Origin of the sequence: uncultured Salinisphaera sp. (assembly GCF_964012375.1) — a bacterium.
In the GTDB taxonomy this organism is placed as follows: Bacteria; Pseudomonadota; Gammaproteobacteria; order Nevskiales; family Salinisphaeraceae; genus Salinisphaera.
The window spans coordinates 38,183-55,124 of record NZ_CAXGSH010000010.1; the positions used below are offsets into that span (position 1 = coordinate 38,183).

A 16,942-nucleotide genomic window follows, 5' to 3' on the forward strand; every position below is an offset into this window, starting at 1 on the left:
TACTTGTTTTTTAAAACTCATCCCAAACCCGTCGAGTGTTTTAAGTTAAACAATCGGTCCCTGATGGGCGTGCATTGGTAAGGACAAAGTCTTGCACGGCGGGTCGACCACCACCGCACAGTCCTCCCAACCAAGACCCTGCGATTGACCTGCTACTTGCCTCCATTCGCGTTCATTTGCGGACGACCACGCATTCCGGACGCCACGTCGCGAAGTGGCTGCCAAAAAAAAGGCCCGGTAAAACCGGGCCTTGAATGCATGTGTTGAAGCTTATCGTCGACCGAATCAGGCTTCGGCGATTTCTCGGGACGTGATATCGAGCTCGATCGCATCGTCGTCCACGCGCACGACCACCTGGCCACCGTTGGCCAGTCGGCCGAACAAAAGCTCTTCGGCCAGCGGTTTCTTGATGTGATCCTGGATCACACGGGCCATCGGCCGTGCGCCCATCTTCACATCGTAGCCGCGCTCGGCCAGCCAGCTGCGCGCCTCGGCTTCGACCGTGAGCCCGACGCCGCGTGCTTCCAGCTGTGCTTCGAGCTGGAGGATGAACTTGTCCACCACCCGCTCGATGACTTCGCCCTGCAACGGCTGGAACTGTATGATCGAGTCCAGACGATTGCGGAACTCCGGCGTGAAGCCACGACGAATGGCTTCCATGCCGTCCGAGCTGCTGTCGCTGGGATTGAAGCCAATCCCGCGGCTGGCCATTGCTTCGGCCCCGGCGTTGGTCGTCATCACCAGGATGACGTTGCGGAAATCTGCTTCCCGGCCGTTGTTGTCGGTGAGCTTGCCGTGGTCCATCACCTGCAAGAGCAGGTTGAAGATATCCGGATGGGCTTTCTCGATTTCGTCCAGCAGTACCACCGAGTGGGGCTGCTTGTTGACCGCTTCGGTCAGCAGCCCGCCCTGGTCATAGCCGACATACCCCGGCGGTGCGCCAATCAGGCGCGACACCGTATGCCGCTCCATGTATTCGGACATATCGAAGCGAACCAGCTCCACGCCCAGATGCAGCGCCAGCTGGCGGGTGACCTCGGTCTTGCCGACGCCGGTCGGCCCGGCGAACAGGAACGAGCCGATCGGCTTGTCCCGGTTGTCCAGCCCCGAGCGCGACATCTTGATGGCGCTCGCCAGCGAGGTGACCGCTTCGTCCTGGCCGAAAATCACCAGCTTGAGATCACGCTCGAGCGTCTTGAGCACGTCGCGGTCGTCACGGGACACCGTCTTGGACGGAATCCGCGCAATACGCGACACCATATCCTCGATATCCCGCACCTGGACGGTCTTGCGCTTCTTACTGGACGGCCGCAGACGCAGACGCGCACCCGCCTCGTCGATCACGTCGATGGCCTTGTCCGGCAGGTGCCGGTCGTTGATATGCCGGGCCGACAGCTCCGCAGCCGCCTCCAGCGCCGGCTGCGTGTAGCGCACCTGATGATGCTCCTCGAAACGGTCCTTGAGACCGCGCAGGATCTGCACGGTATCGGCCACGCTCGGCTCCGGCACATCGATTTTCTGGAAACGGCGCGCCAACGCCCGATCCTTTTCGAATACGCCGCGGAATTCTTGATAGGTGGTCGCACCCATGCAGCGCAGCTCGCCGGAAGCGAGCTTCGGCTTGAGCAGGTTCGAGGCGTCCATCACACCACCCGAGGCCGCACCGGCGCCGATGATGGTATGAATTTCGTCGATGAACAGCACCGCGCCGTCCTGCTTTTCCAGTTCGGCCAGTACGCCCTTGAGACGCTTTTCGAAATCGCCGCGATATTTTGTACCGGCAATCAGCGCGCCCAGATCGAGCGCATAAATCACGCTCTTGCCGAGAACCTCCGGCACCTCGCCGTCGACGATCATGCGAGCCAGGCCTTCGGCGATCGCGGTCTTGCCAACGCCGGCCTCGCCCACCAGCAGCGGGTTGTTCTTGCGCCGGCGGCACAGCGTTTGCACCACGCGCTCGATCTCGTGATCACGGCCGATCAACGGATCTACGTCACCTTCGGCCGCCTTGCGATTGAGGTTGGTCGCATACTGTTCGAGCGGTGACTTGCCGGCCTCGCCGCCCTCCTCGGCGCCTTTCTCCGAGGTCGAGCCGGGCTGTTCGCCTTCGCTACCCGACTTGGATACACCGTGCGATACGTAGTTGACCACGTCGAGTCGGCTTACACCCTGCTCGCCGAGCAGATAGACCGCATGCGATTCCTGCTCGGAAAAGATCGCGATCAGTACGTTGACCGCGGTCACCTCTTTCTTGCCCGACGACTGGACATGGTAGACCGCGCGCTGCAGCACGCGCTGGAAGCCCAGCGTGGGCTGGACTTCATGATCTTCACCGGCCGGCACGACCGGCACATGCGTATCGATATAGCTTTTGAGTTCGCGTTCCAGACTCGGAATATCCGCGCTTACCGCTTCCAGCACCTCGGCCACGCCGGGATTATCCAGCAGTGACATCAGCAGGTGCTCGACAGTCAGCATCTCGTGGTGCTGACGTCGCGCCACCATGAAGGCGGCATCCAGAGCGGTTTGAAGTTCCTGGCTCAGCATTTTGCGTCCCCGAACCTAATGTTCGATTGAGGCCTGATTCTGTCCTCGAAGATTGCGAAAATCAGGCTTTTTCCATAGTACACAACAGCGGGTGCTGATGGGCGCGTGCATGGTCGTTGACCATGGCCACCTTGGTTTCGGCTATCTGAGCCGTAAACGTACCAGCCACCGCCTTACCCCGCGTATGAACGGTCAGCATGACCTGGACCGACTGCTCGCGGTTGAGATTGAAAAACGTCATCAGCACTTCCACAACGAACTCCATCGGTGTGAAGTCGTCATTGTGCATGACCACTTTGTAGAGCGGTGGCTGCTTGGTTTTCGGCCGACTGGTTTCGACAACGGCCTCGCCTTCGTCTTCCACCGTCGGCTTGGGTTTGTCGGACTGACTCATCTCGTGCCTACCTTGGCCTGCCGTCGAGTCTTGCATGAAGACTCAATCGGCATCGAATCCATTTTCTATACGCAGGATATAAGGATACGGGGGCAGCAAATCAATCGATCGGACGCAATCGATCTCCCAGGCCTCGTAGCCAGGGCATCCGCGCGGGTCGGCGCGGGAATGGGCGGGGTTATTCGCCGAGGTTGTGCGCTAGAAGCGAACGAATACGCTGCGGCACTTTCTGTTCGACTTCCATGCGGGCCACGTTGATCGCGCTGGCAAAGGCAACCGCATCGGCATCGCCGTGCGACTTGATAACCGTACCCTGCAGGCCGATGAAGGTCGCCCCGTTGTACTGGCGCGGATCCACGCGCCGACGAAATGCCTTGAGCACCGGCATGGCGAAGAATGCCGCGCTACGCGTCAGCGCATTGCGCGAAAATTCCTCTCTCAGGAACTGGGCTATGAGCTTGCCGAGGCCTTCACTGGTCTTGAGCGCAACGTTGCCGACAAAGCCGTCGCAGACCACGACGTCAACGTCGCCGATATAGATATCGTCGCCTTCCACGAAGCCGATATAGTTGAGCTCGCTCTCTCCTAGCAGCTTGCCGGCCTGCTGGATCTGGATATTGCCCTTGATCTCTTCGGCGCCGATATTGAGCAGCCCGACCCGCGGTTCCTCGACGCCGTGCACGGCTTCGGCAAGTACGGCGCCCATGACCGCGAACTGGAACAATTGTTCGGGGGTCGATTCAGCGTTTGCGCCCAGGTCGAGCATCAGGGTATGGCCCTGACGCGACGGGATCGGCGATATGATCGCGGGCCGGTCGATACCGGCCAGGGTCTTGAGCACGAACCGCGCCGTTGCCATCAGCGCGCCGGTATTGCCCGCCGATACGCAGGCCGCGGCGTCGCCGTTCTGAACCACGTTAATCGCCACGCGCATCGAAGAGTCTTTCTTCTGGCGCAGCGAGCGTGCCGGTGATTCCGACATGCCCACCACTTCGCTGGCATGGCGCACAGCGAGGCGCTCGCCGACGTCTGCCTTCTTGTGGCGTGCGATCTGTGGATGCAGGGTTTCGGCGTCACCAACCAGAATGATTTCCAGGTCGGGGTGAGCCTGCAAACTCTTGATCGCGGCTTCCACGGCCACAGGGGCGCCGTGGTCGCCGCTCATGGCGTCGACTGCAATACGCGTCATAAGTCGGAGCCCGGGGCTTCTAGCCCCGGGAATCATCCGTGCTTAAACGTCGTCGCCGGTATTGACGACGCGACGACCACGGTAGAAACCGTCGCGCGTGACGTGATGACGCAGATGCGTCTCGCCCGTCGTCTGATCGATCGACAGCGTCGGCGGATTCATGCTGGCGTGCGTGTTGCGACGCTTGTCGCGCTTCGAACGGGATTTGCGGTTCTTTTGGACGGCCATGGCGTTCTATGTCTTCCAGCGTTGTCGAAAATCGTCAATCGTCGCGTTTGAGCTGACTCAGCACCGCGAACGGATTGTTGCGTCGTTCATCGTATTGTTCGTCACCGCGCGGCATGTCGTGATCGACATACTGCGCCGTACATTCAGGCCGGCTGCACCGGGCTACGCTAGGCAGCGCCAGAAGCAGTTCGTCGGCCACCAGCGCATGCACATCCAGCATGTCGCCGTCGGCCAGCACCGGTTCGTATTCGCGCGGCACGTTTGCAGCAGCGTCGTCGTCGCCGACTACGACGCCGGACACGGCCACGTTCATCGGATGATCGAAAGCGTTCAGACAACGCTGGCATTCGAGCCGAAGCGTCGTGCTGATATCACCCTCGACATGGACACGCCGTTGCGCATCCTCCCGAAATTCGAGATCCACCATCACCGGGCTTGCACCGGCCGATGCGTCGATCGTCTGTGCCGCGACTCGATCCAGATGATCCAGATCGAGACGGCCTTCGATTCGCCCCTGCTGTGTGGCAAGCCGACGGTAATCGACACGAGGTACCAGCGCTCGGGGCGTGCTCATGGCGCGCGATAATAGGGCCGAAACCCCGCCAAGTCAAAGCATTTCGCCGTTTCAGTCTTGGCATGCACCGTACGCGAGGCCGACAGATGGCGGTACGGATCGTTTATCCTCTGGCGGCCAGAGATTCGCCGACAAAGGACTCCGCATGGCCCCGACCTCCCCCGCACCCATCATTCTTGCCTCCAGCTCGCCCTGGCGGCGCGAGCTTTTGACTCGCCTGGGGCTCGAGTTCGAAGCGATCTCGCCGGATATCGATGAAAGCGCGCGCGCCAACGAAGCCCCGGCGGCGCTGGCCGAGCGCCTGGCTATCGGCAAGGCACGGCGCATATTCGATGACCGCCCCGAAGCCATCGTAATCGGTTCCGACCAGGTCGCCGATGTGGAGGGCGATATTCTCGGCAAGCCCGGCACTCCGGAAAAGGCACGGGCACAGCTGCGCCATCAATCCGGCAAGACCGTGTATTTCCATACCGGTTTGTGTGTATGCGCGCCCGTATTCGACACACCGCGTTCCTGTGTCGAAACCGTGACCACGCGTTTTCGCGAACTCGACGATGCCCGCATCGCGCGGTATGTAGAGCTCGAGGACGTCACCGCCACCGCGGGCAGCATCAAGTCCGAAGGCCTGGGCATCAGCCTTGTCGAATCGATCGAGTCGAAAGATCCGTCGACGCTGGTCGGACTGCCGCTAATTGCGCTGTGCCGGCTGCTCGCCGAGGCCGGCGTCGAGATTCCCTAGAGAAACGCTAGAGAAGCTCTGGCCAACCTGTCGTGGTCGCGCCGGCGTGCTTTGCGCGCGGCCGGCATGAAAAGGCCGGCTGCCCCGAGGGGGCGGCCTCAAATACGCCGCCACTGCGTTGCCGAGTTCGACCTGCCCATAAGACAGGCGCCGCGCTCGCCCGCCTTGTCGCAACGCATTCGAGGACTCGAACGCGAGCCACGAAAGGTCATGCAGCGATTCCCGAGCCGTCGCGATCAGGCGCTGCGCCGTTCGCAGGCCAGCCAATCGGGCAGCGTCTCGACGCTGTCGAGCACTTCAAGCGCGCCGGCACGACGCAACCGCGCGGCGTCGTGAACGCCACAGCCCACGCCGATCGCATCCACTCCGGCCGCCCGGGCCATGGCGACATCGTATTCGGTGTCACCGATCATCAGCGCATGCTCGGGCAGCGTGGCCGACCGCAAGAGGATGTTCTCGATCATGTCCGGCGCCGGTTTCGGCGTGCATTCGTCGGCACAGCGCGTCCAGCGGAAATAACCTTCGGTGCCCGTGTCGCGCATCGCGGCATCCAGGCCGCGCCGGCTCTTGCCGGTGGCCACCGCCATCTCGAAGCCCTGCGCCTTGAGTGCCTCCAAGGCATCCACGACCGGCGGGAACAGCTTCGCGGCACTGCGTTTCATTCCATAGCGCGCGCGATAGGCGTGCAGGCGCGCGCGTACGCGCTGCGTGTCCAGATCCGGAAACAACCGTGCCAGCACATCGTCCAGACCGAGGCCGATCAGTTCGCGCATGCGATCCGGCGAGCGCTCGGGCAGCCCCAGATCCTGAATCGCGGTCTGCATGGCCGACACGATTTCGCCGGCGGAGTCCATCAAGGTGCCGTCCCAGTCGAATACCAGCAGTTCGTATCGCTTCATTCCTGTTCATCCAACTGGTCGAGTAGCTGCGCCAGATCCGCGGCCAGCGGCGCGTCGAGCTGTAACGTATCCTGTCCGTAGGGCATATCGATATGCGCGGCGTGCAGGAACATGCGGCCAAGCCCCCGCTCCTGCCATAGCGCGGCACGCCGATTCGAGCCGTATTTGTCGTCGCCGGCCACGGGATGGCCGCAATGGGCGGCGTGCACACGGATCTGGTGGGTGCGCCCGGTCTTGATCTCGACCGACATGAGCGTGGCATCGCCATAAAAGGCGACCGGCTCGAAGCGCGACACGCTCGCCTTGCCGCGCTCGGGGTCAACCGTGACCATGCGTTCGCCGCTGCGCTCGACGTCGCGCGATAGCGGCACGTCCACTTCGATCGCCCCCTCTTTCCAATGGCCATCGACGAGCGCCAGATAGCGCTTGGTCGCGGCCGCGTCGTTCAGGCCGGCCCGCAGGGCGTCCAGCGCCGCGCGCGAACGGGCCACCAGCAGACAGCCGCTGGTCTGGCGGTCCAGGCGATGTACCAGTTCGACGTACTCGCCCGGCCGCGCCACCCGCAGCACCTCGATCAGGCCAAAGCGCAGGCCGCTGCCGGCGTGCACCGCCAGGCCCGCCGGCTTGTTGAACACCAGCATGTCGTCGCGCTCATGCATCAGCGCCCTGCGGGTCTTCTCGATCAGGCCGTCGGGCGGGCGACCGGGGCCGGGCTTTTCTTTCTGGCGTACCGGCGGCAGGCGGATCTCGTCGGCTTCGGCCAGACGCGTGCCCGGCTTGGCGCGGCCGCGGTTAACCCGCACCTCGCCACTGCGGATGATCCGGTAGACCTTCGATTTCGGAACGTCCCGAAAGGTGCGCAAGAGGAAATTGTCGAGCCGCATGCCTGCATCGTTACTATCGACGCGGACATAGCGAACTTGAGCGGGTGCCGTAGTCAGATTACACTCCCAAGGTCGGGTTGATTAATCTGTCCGCCGACGCCTTTCCCGCGCGGGCACGCAATCGCCGACTGACAGTCATTTGTCACACGCTTAAAAAATGCCGGGCAAGCCTAGCATGCGCCCCGGATACAGCGTGTTCTTCCGCGAAGAGTCATTTATTTATTCATGTGCTCCTGTCTGATTGTTGCTGCGCACCGTGTGATCGTCGCCGTCCTTACCGGCCACGAGACCACGACTACGCCGGCGGCCGGCGCCTGTTTGCGCGCGCCGCTTGCACTTTCGGGCAGTCGAGCGCCAGTCGAGACCCATTCGAATGAAACGCATTTTGATCAACGCCACGCAGCCCGAAGAGCTGCGCGTGGCGATCGTCGATGGCCAGAAACTCCATGATCTAGATATCGAAGTCGGCAGCCGCGAACAGCGCAAGGCCAATGTCTATAAGGGCCGCGTGACGCGTGTCGAGCCGAGCCTCGAAGCCGCCTTCATCGATTACGGCGGTAATCGGCACGGTTTTCTGCCGCTCAAGGAAGTCGCCAAGGATTACTTCAACAAGAACCAGAACGGCGGTAACGGCAAGGACAGCATCAAGCACGCGCTGTCCGAAGGTCAGGAGATCATCGTTCAGGTGGAAAAGGAGGAGCGCGGCAACAAGGGCGCTGCTCTAACCACCTTCGTGAGCCTGGCCGGGCGCTATCTGGTGCTCATGCCCAACAACCCCCGTGCGGGCGGCGTGTCGCGGCGGATCGAAGGCGAAGACCGCAACGAGCTGCGCGAAGCCCTTAACGAGGTACAGGTACCCAACGGCATGGGCGTGATCGTGCGCACCGCCGGCGTGGGCCGATGCGCCGAAGAACTGCAGTGGGATCTGGACTATCTCGCCCAGGTCTGGAAAGCGATCAACGAAGCCGCCGACGCGCGCAAGGCGCCGTTCCTGGTCTATCAGGAATCCAACGTCATCATCCGGGCGCTGCGCGACTACCTGCGCGACGATATCGGCGAAGTGCTCATCGACCAGGCGGATATCTACGAAACCGGCCGCGAGTTCATGCAGCAGGTCATGCCGCATGCGCTGGGCAAGCTCAAGCAATACACCGACGAAACGCCGTTGTTCTCGCGTTTCCAGGTCGAATCCCAGATCGAGAGCGCCTTCGAGCGGGAAGTCACCCTGCCCTCCGGCGGCTCGATCGTGATCGACCACACCGAAGCCATGACCTCGGTCGATATCAACTCCGCACGTGCGACCAAGGGCGGCGGCATCGAGGAAACGGCCTTCAACACCAACCTGGAAGCCGCCGAGGAAGTGGCCCGCCAGCTGCGTATCCGCGATCTGGGCGGCCTGGTGGTGATCGACTTCATCGACATGGAAAGCAACAAGAACCAGCGCGAGGTGGAGAACCGCCTCAAGCAGGCAGCCAAGGCTGACCGCGCGCGGGTTCAGATCGGGCGCATCTCGCGCTTTGGCCTGCTCGAAATGTCGCGCCAGCGGCTCAAGCCGTCACTGTCGGAATACTCCTCCCAGGCCTGCCCGCGCTGCCTCGGCCGTGGCTCGATTCGCAGCGTGGAATCGCTGTCGCTGTCGATTCTGCGCCTGCTCGAGGAAGAAGCCATGAAACCCTCCACCGGGCGGGTGATCGTGCAGCTGCCGATCGCCGTGGCCAGCTTCCTGCTCAACGAAAAACGCGACGATATCGCAGGCGTGGAAAAACGCTCCAGCACCCAGGTCACGCTGGTGCCGAACCACACGCTGGAAACCCCGCACTACGAAATCAAGCGCGTGCGTGGCGACCAGCTTTCCGAAGACGCCAACGACGCGACCAGCTACCGCCTCGATACCCACGTGGAGATCGAAAAACCGGTGGAGCCGAACCATGGCGCCGCCACCACCACCCGGGAAGAGCCAGCGGTCAAGCGCGTGGCGCGGCCGGATGCACCAGTGATCGAGCGCAAGAGCGCGCCGGCCGAGGCCCCCGCGGCCGCGCCGACCGTCAGCATGACGCCCTGGCAGCAGCTCTGGGATGCCCTGCGACGTATATTCGCCGGCGATGCCAGCCCCCAGACCACGGCTGCGGCCACCGCCGCTGCCAGCACCGCCAAGGCAAAAACGAGCGAAACCGCGGATACCTCCGGCGATAACAACGACAGCAGCGAAGGCGCGCGCAAGACCAAGCCCCGTCGCGGCAACCGCTCGAACGACGATGGGCAGAGCGATAGCGACAGCGGCAAGGACAACCAGAGCAGCGGCAACAAGCGCTCGCGCCGCGGTGGCCGCAATCGGCGCAACAACCGCAGCGACAACGACAGCGGTGATAAGGACAATTCCGCGTCCAAAACCAACAACGCCGGCAAGAAAGACGACAGCGACAACAAGCGCGGCGACGGCGATCGCAACAAGCCGAAGGACAAGAAGCAGGCGGCGTCGCAGGACAATGCGAATGCCCGTAACGACGGCACGAAGAACGACGACGCGTCCAGGAAGGACAAGTCCTCGTCAACCCAGGACAGCAGCCAACAAAGCAAGGGCCAAAGCAACCGCCACAGTAACGGCCAGAACAAGGACGACAACGACGCCGATAGCAAGTCGCCGGCAGCGCAGACGTCGAACGAGTCGAACGCCGACGATACGACCAAGCCCGCGCAAGCCGCTCAGGCCACAGACGGTAACGGCAGCGACAGCGGCGACAGCTCGAACAGCGACGCCAATAACGAAGGCGGCGGTGCACGTCGGCGGCGGCGGCGTGGCGGTCGCGGGCGTCGCGGCGGGCGCAATCGCAACAAGACGGCCAACGACGGCCAGAACGAGTCGGAATCCTCGGGCGACGCCCAGGCCGATTCGGATAGCGCCGCGCAGTCAGACGCCGGCTCGAACGAAGCGCAGTCGGTCGCAGCGCAAGACGAAAACAAGCCGGCGACCCCCGTGCCGGCGGACGACGCATCCCTGAACGCCGACAAGCCGGATAGCGGCGACGCCGACAAGGCCGGCCAGCCGGACACGAATGCGGCCGACGCGGAATCGGGCCAGGCCACCGACGCCGAGCGCGCGCATGCGCCGGCTGCCGAACCCAGCGCCGAGAAACAGACCGAGGCCTCGAAGCCACTGAAGGCCCCGGCGCCGGAAGACGACCAGCCGTGGTCTGCGGTAACGGCCAGCGATAATGCCAAGGCGGCATCGCAGCACAAGCCGGCCCAGGCCGAATCCGAACTGAGCTCGGTGGAAATCCGCGAACAGGCTGCCAGCGATCGCGCAGACGAAGCATCGACGGCCGACGCCAAGGGCGACACGCATACGGACAAGTCCGACGCGACAGAACAGCCCGCCGCCGCGCAAACGCCGGTCGCCTCATCAGAACCGGCAAACGCAAAAGAGCCCGAAGCTGAAAGCAGCGACGAGACCGTTGGCAACCCGGCTACACCGACTGCGGACGCCGAAAAGCCGGCTCAAACCGCGAGCGACAACGAAGAACCCGCGCCCAAGCCGAAGCGCAAACGAAGCCGCAAACCGGCCAAGAAAGCCGCGCCCAGCGAGGGCGAAGCAAGCGCGAACGCCGAGCCGGAAGCCAAGACGAAGACTGCGGCCGAAACCGAAACCGAAACCGACGATAGCGAAAGCTCGGCCGGCAAACTCGAGCAAGTCGAGACGCAAACCGGTGACGCGAAGCGTCAGGCCGATATCGAGGACACGTCGGTAGCGGCGAGCGAAACGACTGCCGAAGCCGTTTCCGAATCGGCAGAACCTTCCGAAGCAGCCGAGCCGGCGGACTCAGCCGAGACAGACGACATCCCCGTCGCCCAGGCGCGGGCCAGCGTCGAGGAGGTGGTTGCCGACAGCGACGAAACCCCGTCCGAATCGGAGAAAGCCCTCGATCAGGTCGAGACCCGGGCCGATACGTCGGACAGCTCGGAAACCTCGGACGAGGACAAACCGCAAAGCAAGTCGTCGGCGTCCTGATCGACTGACGCAGGCGCAAAAAAGGCCCGGCCCCGTGATGGGGTCGGGCCTTTTTTGTGTACAGCGCCCTGCGGCGTATGGGTATTCGGACCGCGTGCGAACGGACCAGCCGGGATGGCTACTCGAGGTCTGGCCAGCGTTGGCGGATATCTTCAAGCAGGCCGGTCGAGGCGTCTTCGATCATATCCAGCACCAGCTCGAAGCCACGCTCGCCGCCGAAATACGGGTCCGGCACGCTCTGGTCCCGGTAGGCGCTGCTGTAGCGCATGAACAGCGACGGCTCGGCGCGCGCGCCTTCCGTGGTCTGATACAGCGCCTGCAGCGAGGCCAGGTTATCCGCGTCCATGGCCAGAACATAGTCGAAATACCGCAAATCCTCGGCGGTGACCTGCTGGGCCCGCAGGTCGTCGATATCGATCTGGCGGCCACGTGCCGCATGGGCCGCGCGCCGATCCGGCGGTTTGCCGATATGCCAGTCGCCGGTGCCCGACGAAGCAATCTCGATACGATCGGCCAGGCCGGCCTCGTTCACCCTGTGCCGAAACAAGCCATGCGCGGTGGGCGAACGACAGATATTGCCCAGGCACACGAACATCACGCGAACAGTCGCTTCAGTCATTATCTCTCTCCGCAGAATGCCCGCCCGCCATCAGCGCCTCGACCAGCGCGATGTCGTCGGGCGTATCGACGCCCGGCCCCGGCACGGTACGCGCCTCGACCAGAGCGATCGGCAGGTTCAATTCGAAGGCACGCAGCTGCTCCAGCGACTCGATCCGCTCCAGGGCGCCGGGCGGCGCGGCCGAAAACCGTTTCAGCGCGCCGGCGTGATAGGCATAGATGCCGAGATGGCGAAATGCGCACGCTTCGAACTCGGTATTGCTGCTGTCGCGATGAAAGGGGATCGGCGCCCGGCTGAAATACAATGCCCGCCCCGCAGGCGTTGCGACTACCTTGACGATATTGGGGTTGTTGAAGGCGTCGGCATCGCGAATCGGCGTGCAGGCCGTGGCCATGGCGGCCTCGGTATCGCTGTCCAGGGCTGTGGCGACCTGGTCGATCAGCGCCGGCGGCATAAGCGGCTCGTCGGCCTGTACATTGACCACGATCGTATCGTCTGCCCAGCCGCGCTGGGCGGCCACTTCGGCAATACGGTCGGTGCCACAACTATGATCTGCACGCGTCATGCACGCAGTCACGCCGGCCACGCGCGCAGCTTCGGCCACAGCCTCGCTGTCGGTAGCCACGATCACCTCTGTCGCACCGCTGGCACGCGCCGCGCGGCAGACATGCGCCAGCATCGGCTCGCCCGCGATGGCGTGCAGCACTTTGTTGGGCAGACGCGTGCTGGCCAACCGTGCAGGGATGATAACGACGAAGTCCATGGCGCTCCTTTTTGCGTTGCGATTGGCTCAGGCGGCCCGGCAGGTGCCCAGCAGGCGGTCGAGCAAGGCGTCGATACGGGCGTCGCAACCCGCGCTGAACGCCACGCGTACCGGCACCTGCCAGCAGCGCGCGGTGTTTGCAAAGCCGCGACACTTGACTGCGTCCTTGCCGGTCATCAGCAGTGGCCAGTCGTCCGTAAAGTCGAGATCCTGTGCCCGATAACGATAATGGTCCGGCATCGGGTGTTCGATCACGTCCAGCCCTAGCCCACGCAGCATGTCGAAAAAACGATGTGGATCGCCAATGCCGGCGATGGCATGAACGGGCATGCCGACAAACTGGGCCAGCTCACGGCTTCTGCCCTGCCCGTCGATCGACATCGCCGCACCGGGTACGAGCCAGAAATCCGCGTCCGCTCCATGCACGAGTGATAGATCCACCGTGTCCAAGCGTGACCGCGGCTCTCGCAGCGGGCCGGCAGGCAGTAAAGCCCCGTTGCCCAGGCCGCGGCGTGCGTCGGTCACGGCAATCTCGGCGTCGCGTCGCAGCGCGTAGTGCTGCAGGCCGTCGTCGGCGATCACCACATCCACGCCCAGCCCCACGAGCCGTCGGGCGCCGCGCGGACGGCGCGGGTCCACCACCACGCGGGCGCCGGATTGCAGCGCCATCATCAAGGGTTCGTCACCGACTTCACGCGCGTCACTCTCGGGCCCGACGTCGAGTGGATAAGCCTCAGCCTGACCGCGGTAACCCCGCGAGACGACCCCCACCCGCAGGCCGCGTTGCTGCAGCTTTTCAATCAGGGCCAGCGTGAGCGGTGTCTTGCCGCTGCCGCCGACGGTGATATTGCCGACCACCAGCACCGGCACGCCGACGGCCTCACTGCGCAGCCAGCCGAGGCGGTAGAGTCGCCGCCGTATCCAGACCACGCCGGCGAATAACGCGGCCAGCGGACGCAGAAGCATCCAGCCCCGCCCTTGGCCATACCAGCTGCGTTCCAACGCCGCGCGCATGAGATCGCGCTAGCTCCGGCGTGCCGGGCACGCAATCATGTGTCGCGAACCGCGCACAGGCTCAATCGGGCCGCGCGAACTGGATATCGTGCAGACCGCGATAATGCCCGCCGATCTGCATCAGTTCGCTATGGGTGCCCTTTTCTACCAGGGCGCCGTCATGCATCACCACGATCAGATCGGCATCCTGGATCGTCGACAGACGATGGGCGATGACCAGCGTCGTACGATCCCGCATGAGCACGTCCAGCCCTTTCTGGATGGCCTTTTCGGATTCGGTATCCAGCGCCGAGGTCGCTTCGTCCAGAATCAGGATCGGCGAGTCCTTGAGCAGTGCCCGCGCGATGGCGATACGCTGGCGCTGACCGCCCGAAAGCATGATGCCGTTCTGGCCCACGAGGGTGTCGTAGCCGTTGGGCAGCGACTGGATGAACTCGTCCGCATAGGCACGCCGGGCGGCATCCATCACCGCCTCGCGGTCGGCATTGCCGAGCACACCGTAGGCGATATTGCCGGCCACGGTATCGTTGAAAAGAATGACGTTCTGATCGACCAGGCTGATCTGCTGGCGCAGATCGCGCAGGCGATATTCGGTCAGATCGTGGCCGTCCAGCTTGATATGGCCCTGGCCGTATTCATAGAAGCGCGGCAGCAGCGACAACAGCGTGGACTTACCGCTGCCGGAACGACCCACGAACGCGACCGTCTGCCCCGGCTTCACCTCGAAGCTGATCTCTCGAAGCACATCGGTTTCGGTACGCGGATAGCGAAACCAGAGGTTGCTGACTTCGATATGCCCACTCGCCCGCTCGATCGTCAGGGTGCCCTGATCGTTCTCGCCCGGCTCATCGATAAGCTCGAAAATGGCGCCGGCCGCCGCCATGCCGGCCTGAATGGTGGCGTTGACGCTGGTGAGCCGTTTGATGGGGCCCATCATGGCCATCATCGCGCCGAAGAAAGCGGCCAGATCGCCCGGCGACATGATGCCACCACCGGTATCGCGTACCGCCACCGATACCACGAACGCCACCGCAAAGGCCGCGATCAGCTGGATCACCGGTACGCTGGCTGCGCTGGTCGTGGCCTTGCGCATCGACATGCGGCGGTTGCGCTCGTTAATACGGTCGAAGCTCCGGGTTTCGCGCTCTTCACCGCCGAAGACCTTGACCACGCGCTGGCCGGTCAGCACTTCTTCGCTGACGTGGGTGATGTCGCTCATCGACTGCTGGATACTGACGCTATAGCGGCGAAACCGCTTCGACACATGGCTGATGATGATGGCGATCAGCGGCCCGATGACCAACGTAATCAGCGCCAGCGACCAGTTGATCCAGAACATCAGGAAGGTGAAGCCCACGATCCGCAGCGTGTCCTGGATCATGATAGTGATCGCGCTGGTGGCAGCGCCCGAGATCTGGCCGGTGTAGAAGGTCAGTTTCGCGGTGGTCTTGCCAGTCGAGTTGGCGTCGAAGAAGCTGGACGGCAGGCGCAGAAACTGCGCGAAGATATCGCTGCGCACGTTGTAGATGACGCGGTTGGCCACCCAGGACATGCCATAGCTCGAACAAAAGCCGAAGGCCCCGCGAAACAGGAACAGCACCAGCATGAACGCCGGAATCCAGCGGATCATCCACGGATCGCGATCGACGATACTGCCGTCGAGCAGCGGCTTGAGGATATAGATCAACGCCGTATCCGCGGCCGCATAACCGGCCATGCCGACGGCGGCGATCCCGAGCCACTTCTTGTGCCGCCACGTATAGCGCAGCAAACGCGGGTAAATCTCGCCGATCGGCATGCTTGTTTCGAATTGCTGTCGCGCCAAGATGAGGGCCTATACGTGAAAGTGAAAAACCCGACGCCACCGGCGCCGGGCCATATTGTCATCGTTTATCGTTACGAGTCGCAATTTCGACGCGTTCGAATGCGGCCTGCGAGGCTGCGTCCATGGCGCGTACGACCGCCGCATGGCTGGCCGCGCCGTCCGCACGTACGCGCAGCGCTCGCTGCGGATATTGTGCATGCAGCGCAATCAGCGAAGCGACCAGCTCGCCGGCCTGAGTGTCCCGACCGTTGATGCGGTACGCGCCCTCGGCGTCGATATCGACGATCACGGCTTCGGTCGCGGCCAGTGCCTGCGCGCTCGCCGCCGCCGGCAGCTCGAGGGGCAAATCCTTTTCGTCGACGAAGCGGCTCGACACCATGAAAAAGATCAGCAGCAGAAACACCACGTCGATCAGCGGCGTGAGGTTCACCGACGGTTCCTGATCGCTCGCACGGCGCACGAACTTCATGACGAAGGCGCATCGCGCTGGTCTTCAATCAGGCACACCGCCCATTGTTCAAGCAACAGCCCGCGTTTCTCGACCAGGCCGTTGAAATAGCGATAGGCCACGAGCGCGGGAATCGCCACGCACAGCCCGGCCGCGGTGGTTACCAGCGCCTGGCCAATGCCGCCGGCCAGAGCCTGGGCGTCGCCCAGGCCGGCTTCGGTCATGGTGGCAAAGATCTGGATCATGCCCGCGACCGTGCCGAGCAGGCCGAGCAGCGGCGTGATCGCTGCGATGGTGCCCAGGGTGTTCAGGTAGCGCGCCATGTCGTGGCCGACCTGACGACCCGCTTCCTCGATGCGCTCGCGGCGGATATCGATACTCTCTCCGCGTGTTGCGACCACCGCGGCCCACACATGCCCCAGGGGACTGTTCGCCTCCAGCGACTGCCGCTCCGCGTTCGACAACGCGCTCGCACGCGCCAGTCGCGACCGCTGGTCGAGCAGCTGGGGCGGCGCCACGCGCTGGGTACGCAGCGCCCAGGCCCGCTCGATCACGATGGCGAGGCCGAGCACCGAGCAGATCGCGATCGGCAGCATCAGCCAACCACCGGCCGCAAGCATTTCTGCCATGCCTTGTTCCTTCGATATCAGGCAAGGCGGCATGATAAGCGCCCCAGTCGTTGCGGGCCACCCATGTGCCGGCGGGCGGGCCTGGCGCGAGGGAAGCTCTACACACCCTCTCGCGGGTCGCGGTCGATTCCTCACAGACGGTGCGGCAAGGCGTCCGAGCGCAGCGCCTGCCTTATTGGCAGGG

15 protein-coding genes are annotated in these 16,942 nt (G+C 63.6%); 2 read left to right on the top strand and 13 right to left on the bottom strand.

All coding sequences use genetic code 11. The annotated features are described in order from the left end of the window. Positions 1–285 precede the first annotated feature (285 nt). From clpA to ABNU97_RS03330, 5 genes are all read right to left on the bottom strand, one after another. The gene (gene clpA / locus ABNU97_RS03310) at positions 286–2,547 is read right to left on the bottom strand and encodes an ATP-dependent Clp protease ATP-binding subunit ClpA (protein WP_348765330.1); all 2,262 of its coding nucleotides are present in this window, start codon (positions 2,545–2,547) and stop codon (positions 286–288) included. 61 nt (positions 2,548–2,608) lie between these two features. Next, complete coding sequence (clpS, locus tag ABNU97_RS03315; protein WP_348765331.1) at positions 2,609–2,941, bottom strand: ATP-dependent Clp protease adapter ClpS; 333 nt, start codon at positions 2,939–2,941, stop codon at positions 2,609–2,611. Positions 2,942–3,119: 178 nt separating this feature from the next. Beyond that, complete coding sequence (plsX, locus tag ABNU97_RS03320; RefSeq protein WP_348765332.1) at positions 3,120–4,130, bottom strand: phosphate acyltransferase PlsX; 1,011 nt, start codon at positions 4,128–4,130, stop codon at positions 3,120–3,122. Positions 4,131–4,172: 42 nt separating this feature from the next. Then, complete coding sequence (gene rpmF, locus ABNU97_RS03325; protein WP_293625172.1) at positions 4,173–4,358, bottom strand: 50S ribosomal protein L32; 186 nt, start codon at positions 4,356–4,358, stop codon at positions 4,173–4,175. 34 nt (positions 4,359–4,392) lie between these two features. Beyond that, entirely contained in the window at positions 4,393–4,932 is a 540-nt protein-coding gene (locus tag ABNU97_RS03330; RefSeq protein ID WP_348765333.1) for a YceD family protein, read from the bottom strand. Positions 4,933–5,077: 145 nt separating this feature from the next. Between ABNU97_RS03330 and ABNU97_RS03335 the strand changes: the two genes are divergently transcribed. Further along, on the top strand, positions 5,078–5,671 hold the full coding sequence (locus ABNU97_RS03335; protein WP_348765334.1) for a nucleoside triphosphate pyrophosphatase: 594 nt from the start codon (positions 5,078–5,080) through the stop codon (positions 5,669–5,671). A gap of 236 nt (positions 5,672–5,907) precedes the next feature. Here ABNU97_RS03335 and ABNU97_RS03340 read toward each other — a convergent pair whose 3' ends face one another. Both ABNU97_RS03340 and ABNU97_RS03345 read right to left on the bottom strand, forming a co-directional pair. Further along, a complete protein-coding gene (locus ABNU97_RS03340) occupies positions 5,908–6,570 on the bottom strand; it encodes an HAD-IA family hydrolase (protein ID WP_348765335.1) in 663 nt (220 codons plus the stop codon). After that, complete coding sequence (locus tag ABNU97_RS03345) at positions 6,567–7,454, bottom strand: RluA family pseudouridine synthase (RefSeq protein ID WP_348765336.1); 888 nt, start codon at positions 7,452–7,454, stop codon at positions 6,567–6,569. Before ABNU97_RS03345 ends, ABNU97_RS03340 begins: the two co-directional genes overlap by 4 nt. Before the next feature lie 373 nt (positions 7,455–7,827). On the opposite strand from ABNU97_RS03345, the gene rne reads away from it, so the two are divergent. After that, positions 7,828–11,460 carry a ribonuclease E gene (gene rne / locus ABNU97_RS03350; protein ID WP_348765337.1) on the top strand — a complete coding sequence of 1,211 codons (3,633 nt, stop codon included), beginning with the start codon at positions 7,828–7,830 and terminating at the stop codon, positions 11,458–11,460. A 118-nt stretch (positions 11,461–11,578) separates the two neighbouring features. Here rne and ABNU97_RS03355 read toward each other — a convergent pair whose 3' ends face one another. The 6 genes from ABNU97_RS03355 to ABNU97_RS03380 form a co-directional block, all read right to left on the bottom strand. Next, a complete protein-coding gene (locus tag ABNU97_RS03355) occupies positions 11,579–12,079 on the bottom strand; it encodes a low molecular weight protein-tyrosine-phosphatase (protein ID WP_348765338.1) in 501 nt (166 codons plus the stop codon). After that, on the bottom strand, positions 12,072–12,842 hold the full coding sequence (gene kdsB / locus ABNU97_RS03360) for a 3-deoxy-manno-octulosonate cytidylyltransferase (protein ID WP_348765339.1): 771 nt from the start codon (positions 12,840–12,842) through the stop codon (positions 12,072–12,074). Before kdsB ends, ABNU97_RS03355 begins: the two co-directional genes overlap by 8 nt. Positions 12,843–12,869: 27 nt before the next feature. Further along, a complete protein-coding gene (gene lpxK / locus ABNU97_RS03365) occupies positions 12,870–13,856 on the bottom strand; it encodes a tetraacyldisaccharide 4'-kinase (protein ID WP_348765340.1) in 987 nt (328 codons plus the stop codon). 61 nt (positions 13,857–13,917) lie between these two features. Continuing rightward, entirely contained in the window at positions 13,918–15,681 is a 1,764-nt protein-coding gene (gene msbA, locus ABNU97_RS03370) for a lipid A export permease/ATP-binding protein MsbA (protein WP_348765341.1), read from the bottom strand. A 58-nt stretch (positions 15,682–15,739) separates the two neighbouring features. Beyond that, entirely contained in the window at positions 15,740–16,150 is a 411-nt protein-coding gene (locus tag ABNU97_RS03375; protein WP_348765342.1) for a biopolymer transporter ExbD, read from the bottom strand. Then, positions 16,147–16,758 (bottom strand): MotA/TolQ/ExbB proton channel family protein, encoded by a 612-nt coding sequence (locus tag ABNU97_RS03380; protein WP_348765343.1) that lies wholly within the window; start codon positions 16,756–16,758, stop codon positions 16,147–16,149. Before ABNU97_RS03380 ends, ABNU97_RS03375 begins: the two co-directional genes overlap by 4 nt. Positions 16,759–16,942 lie beyond the last annotated feature (184 nt).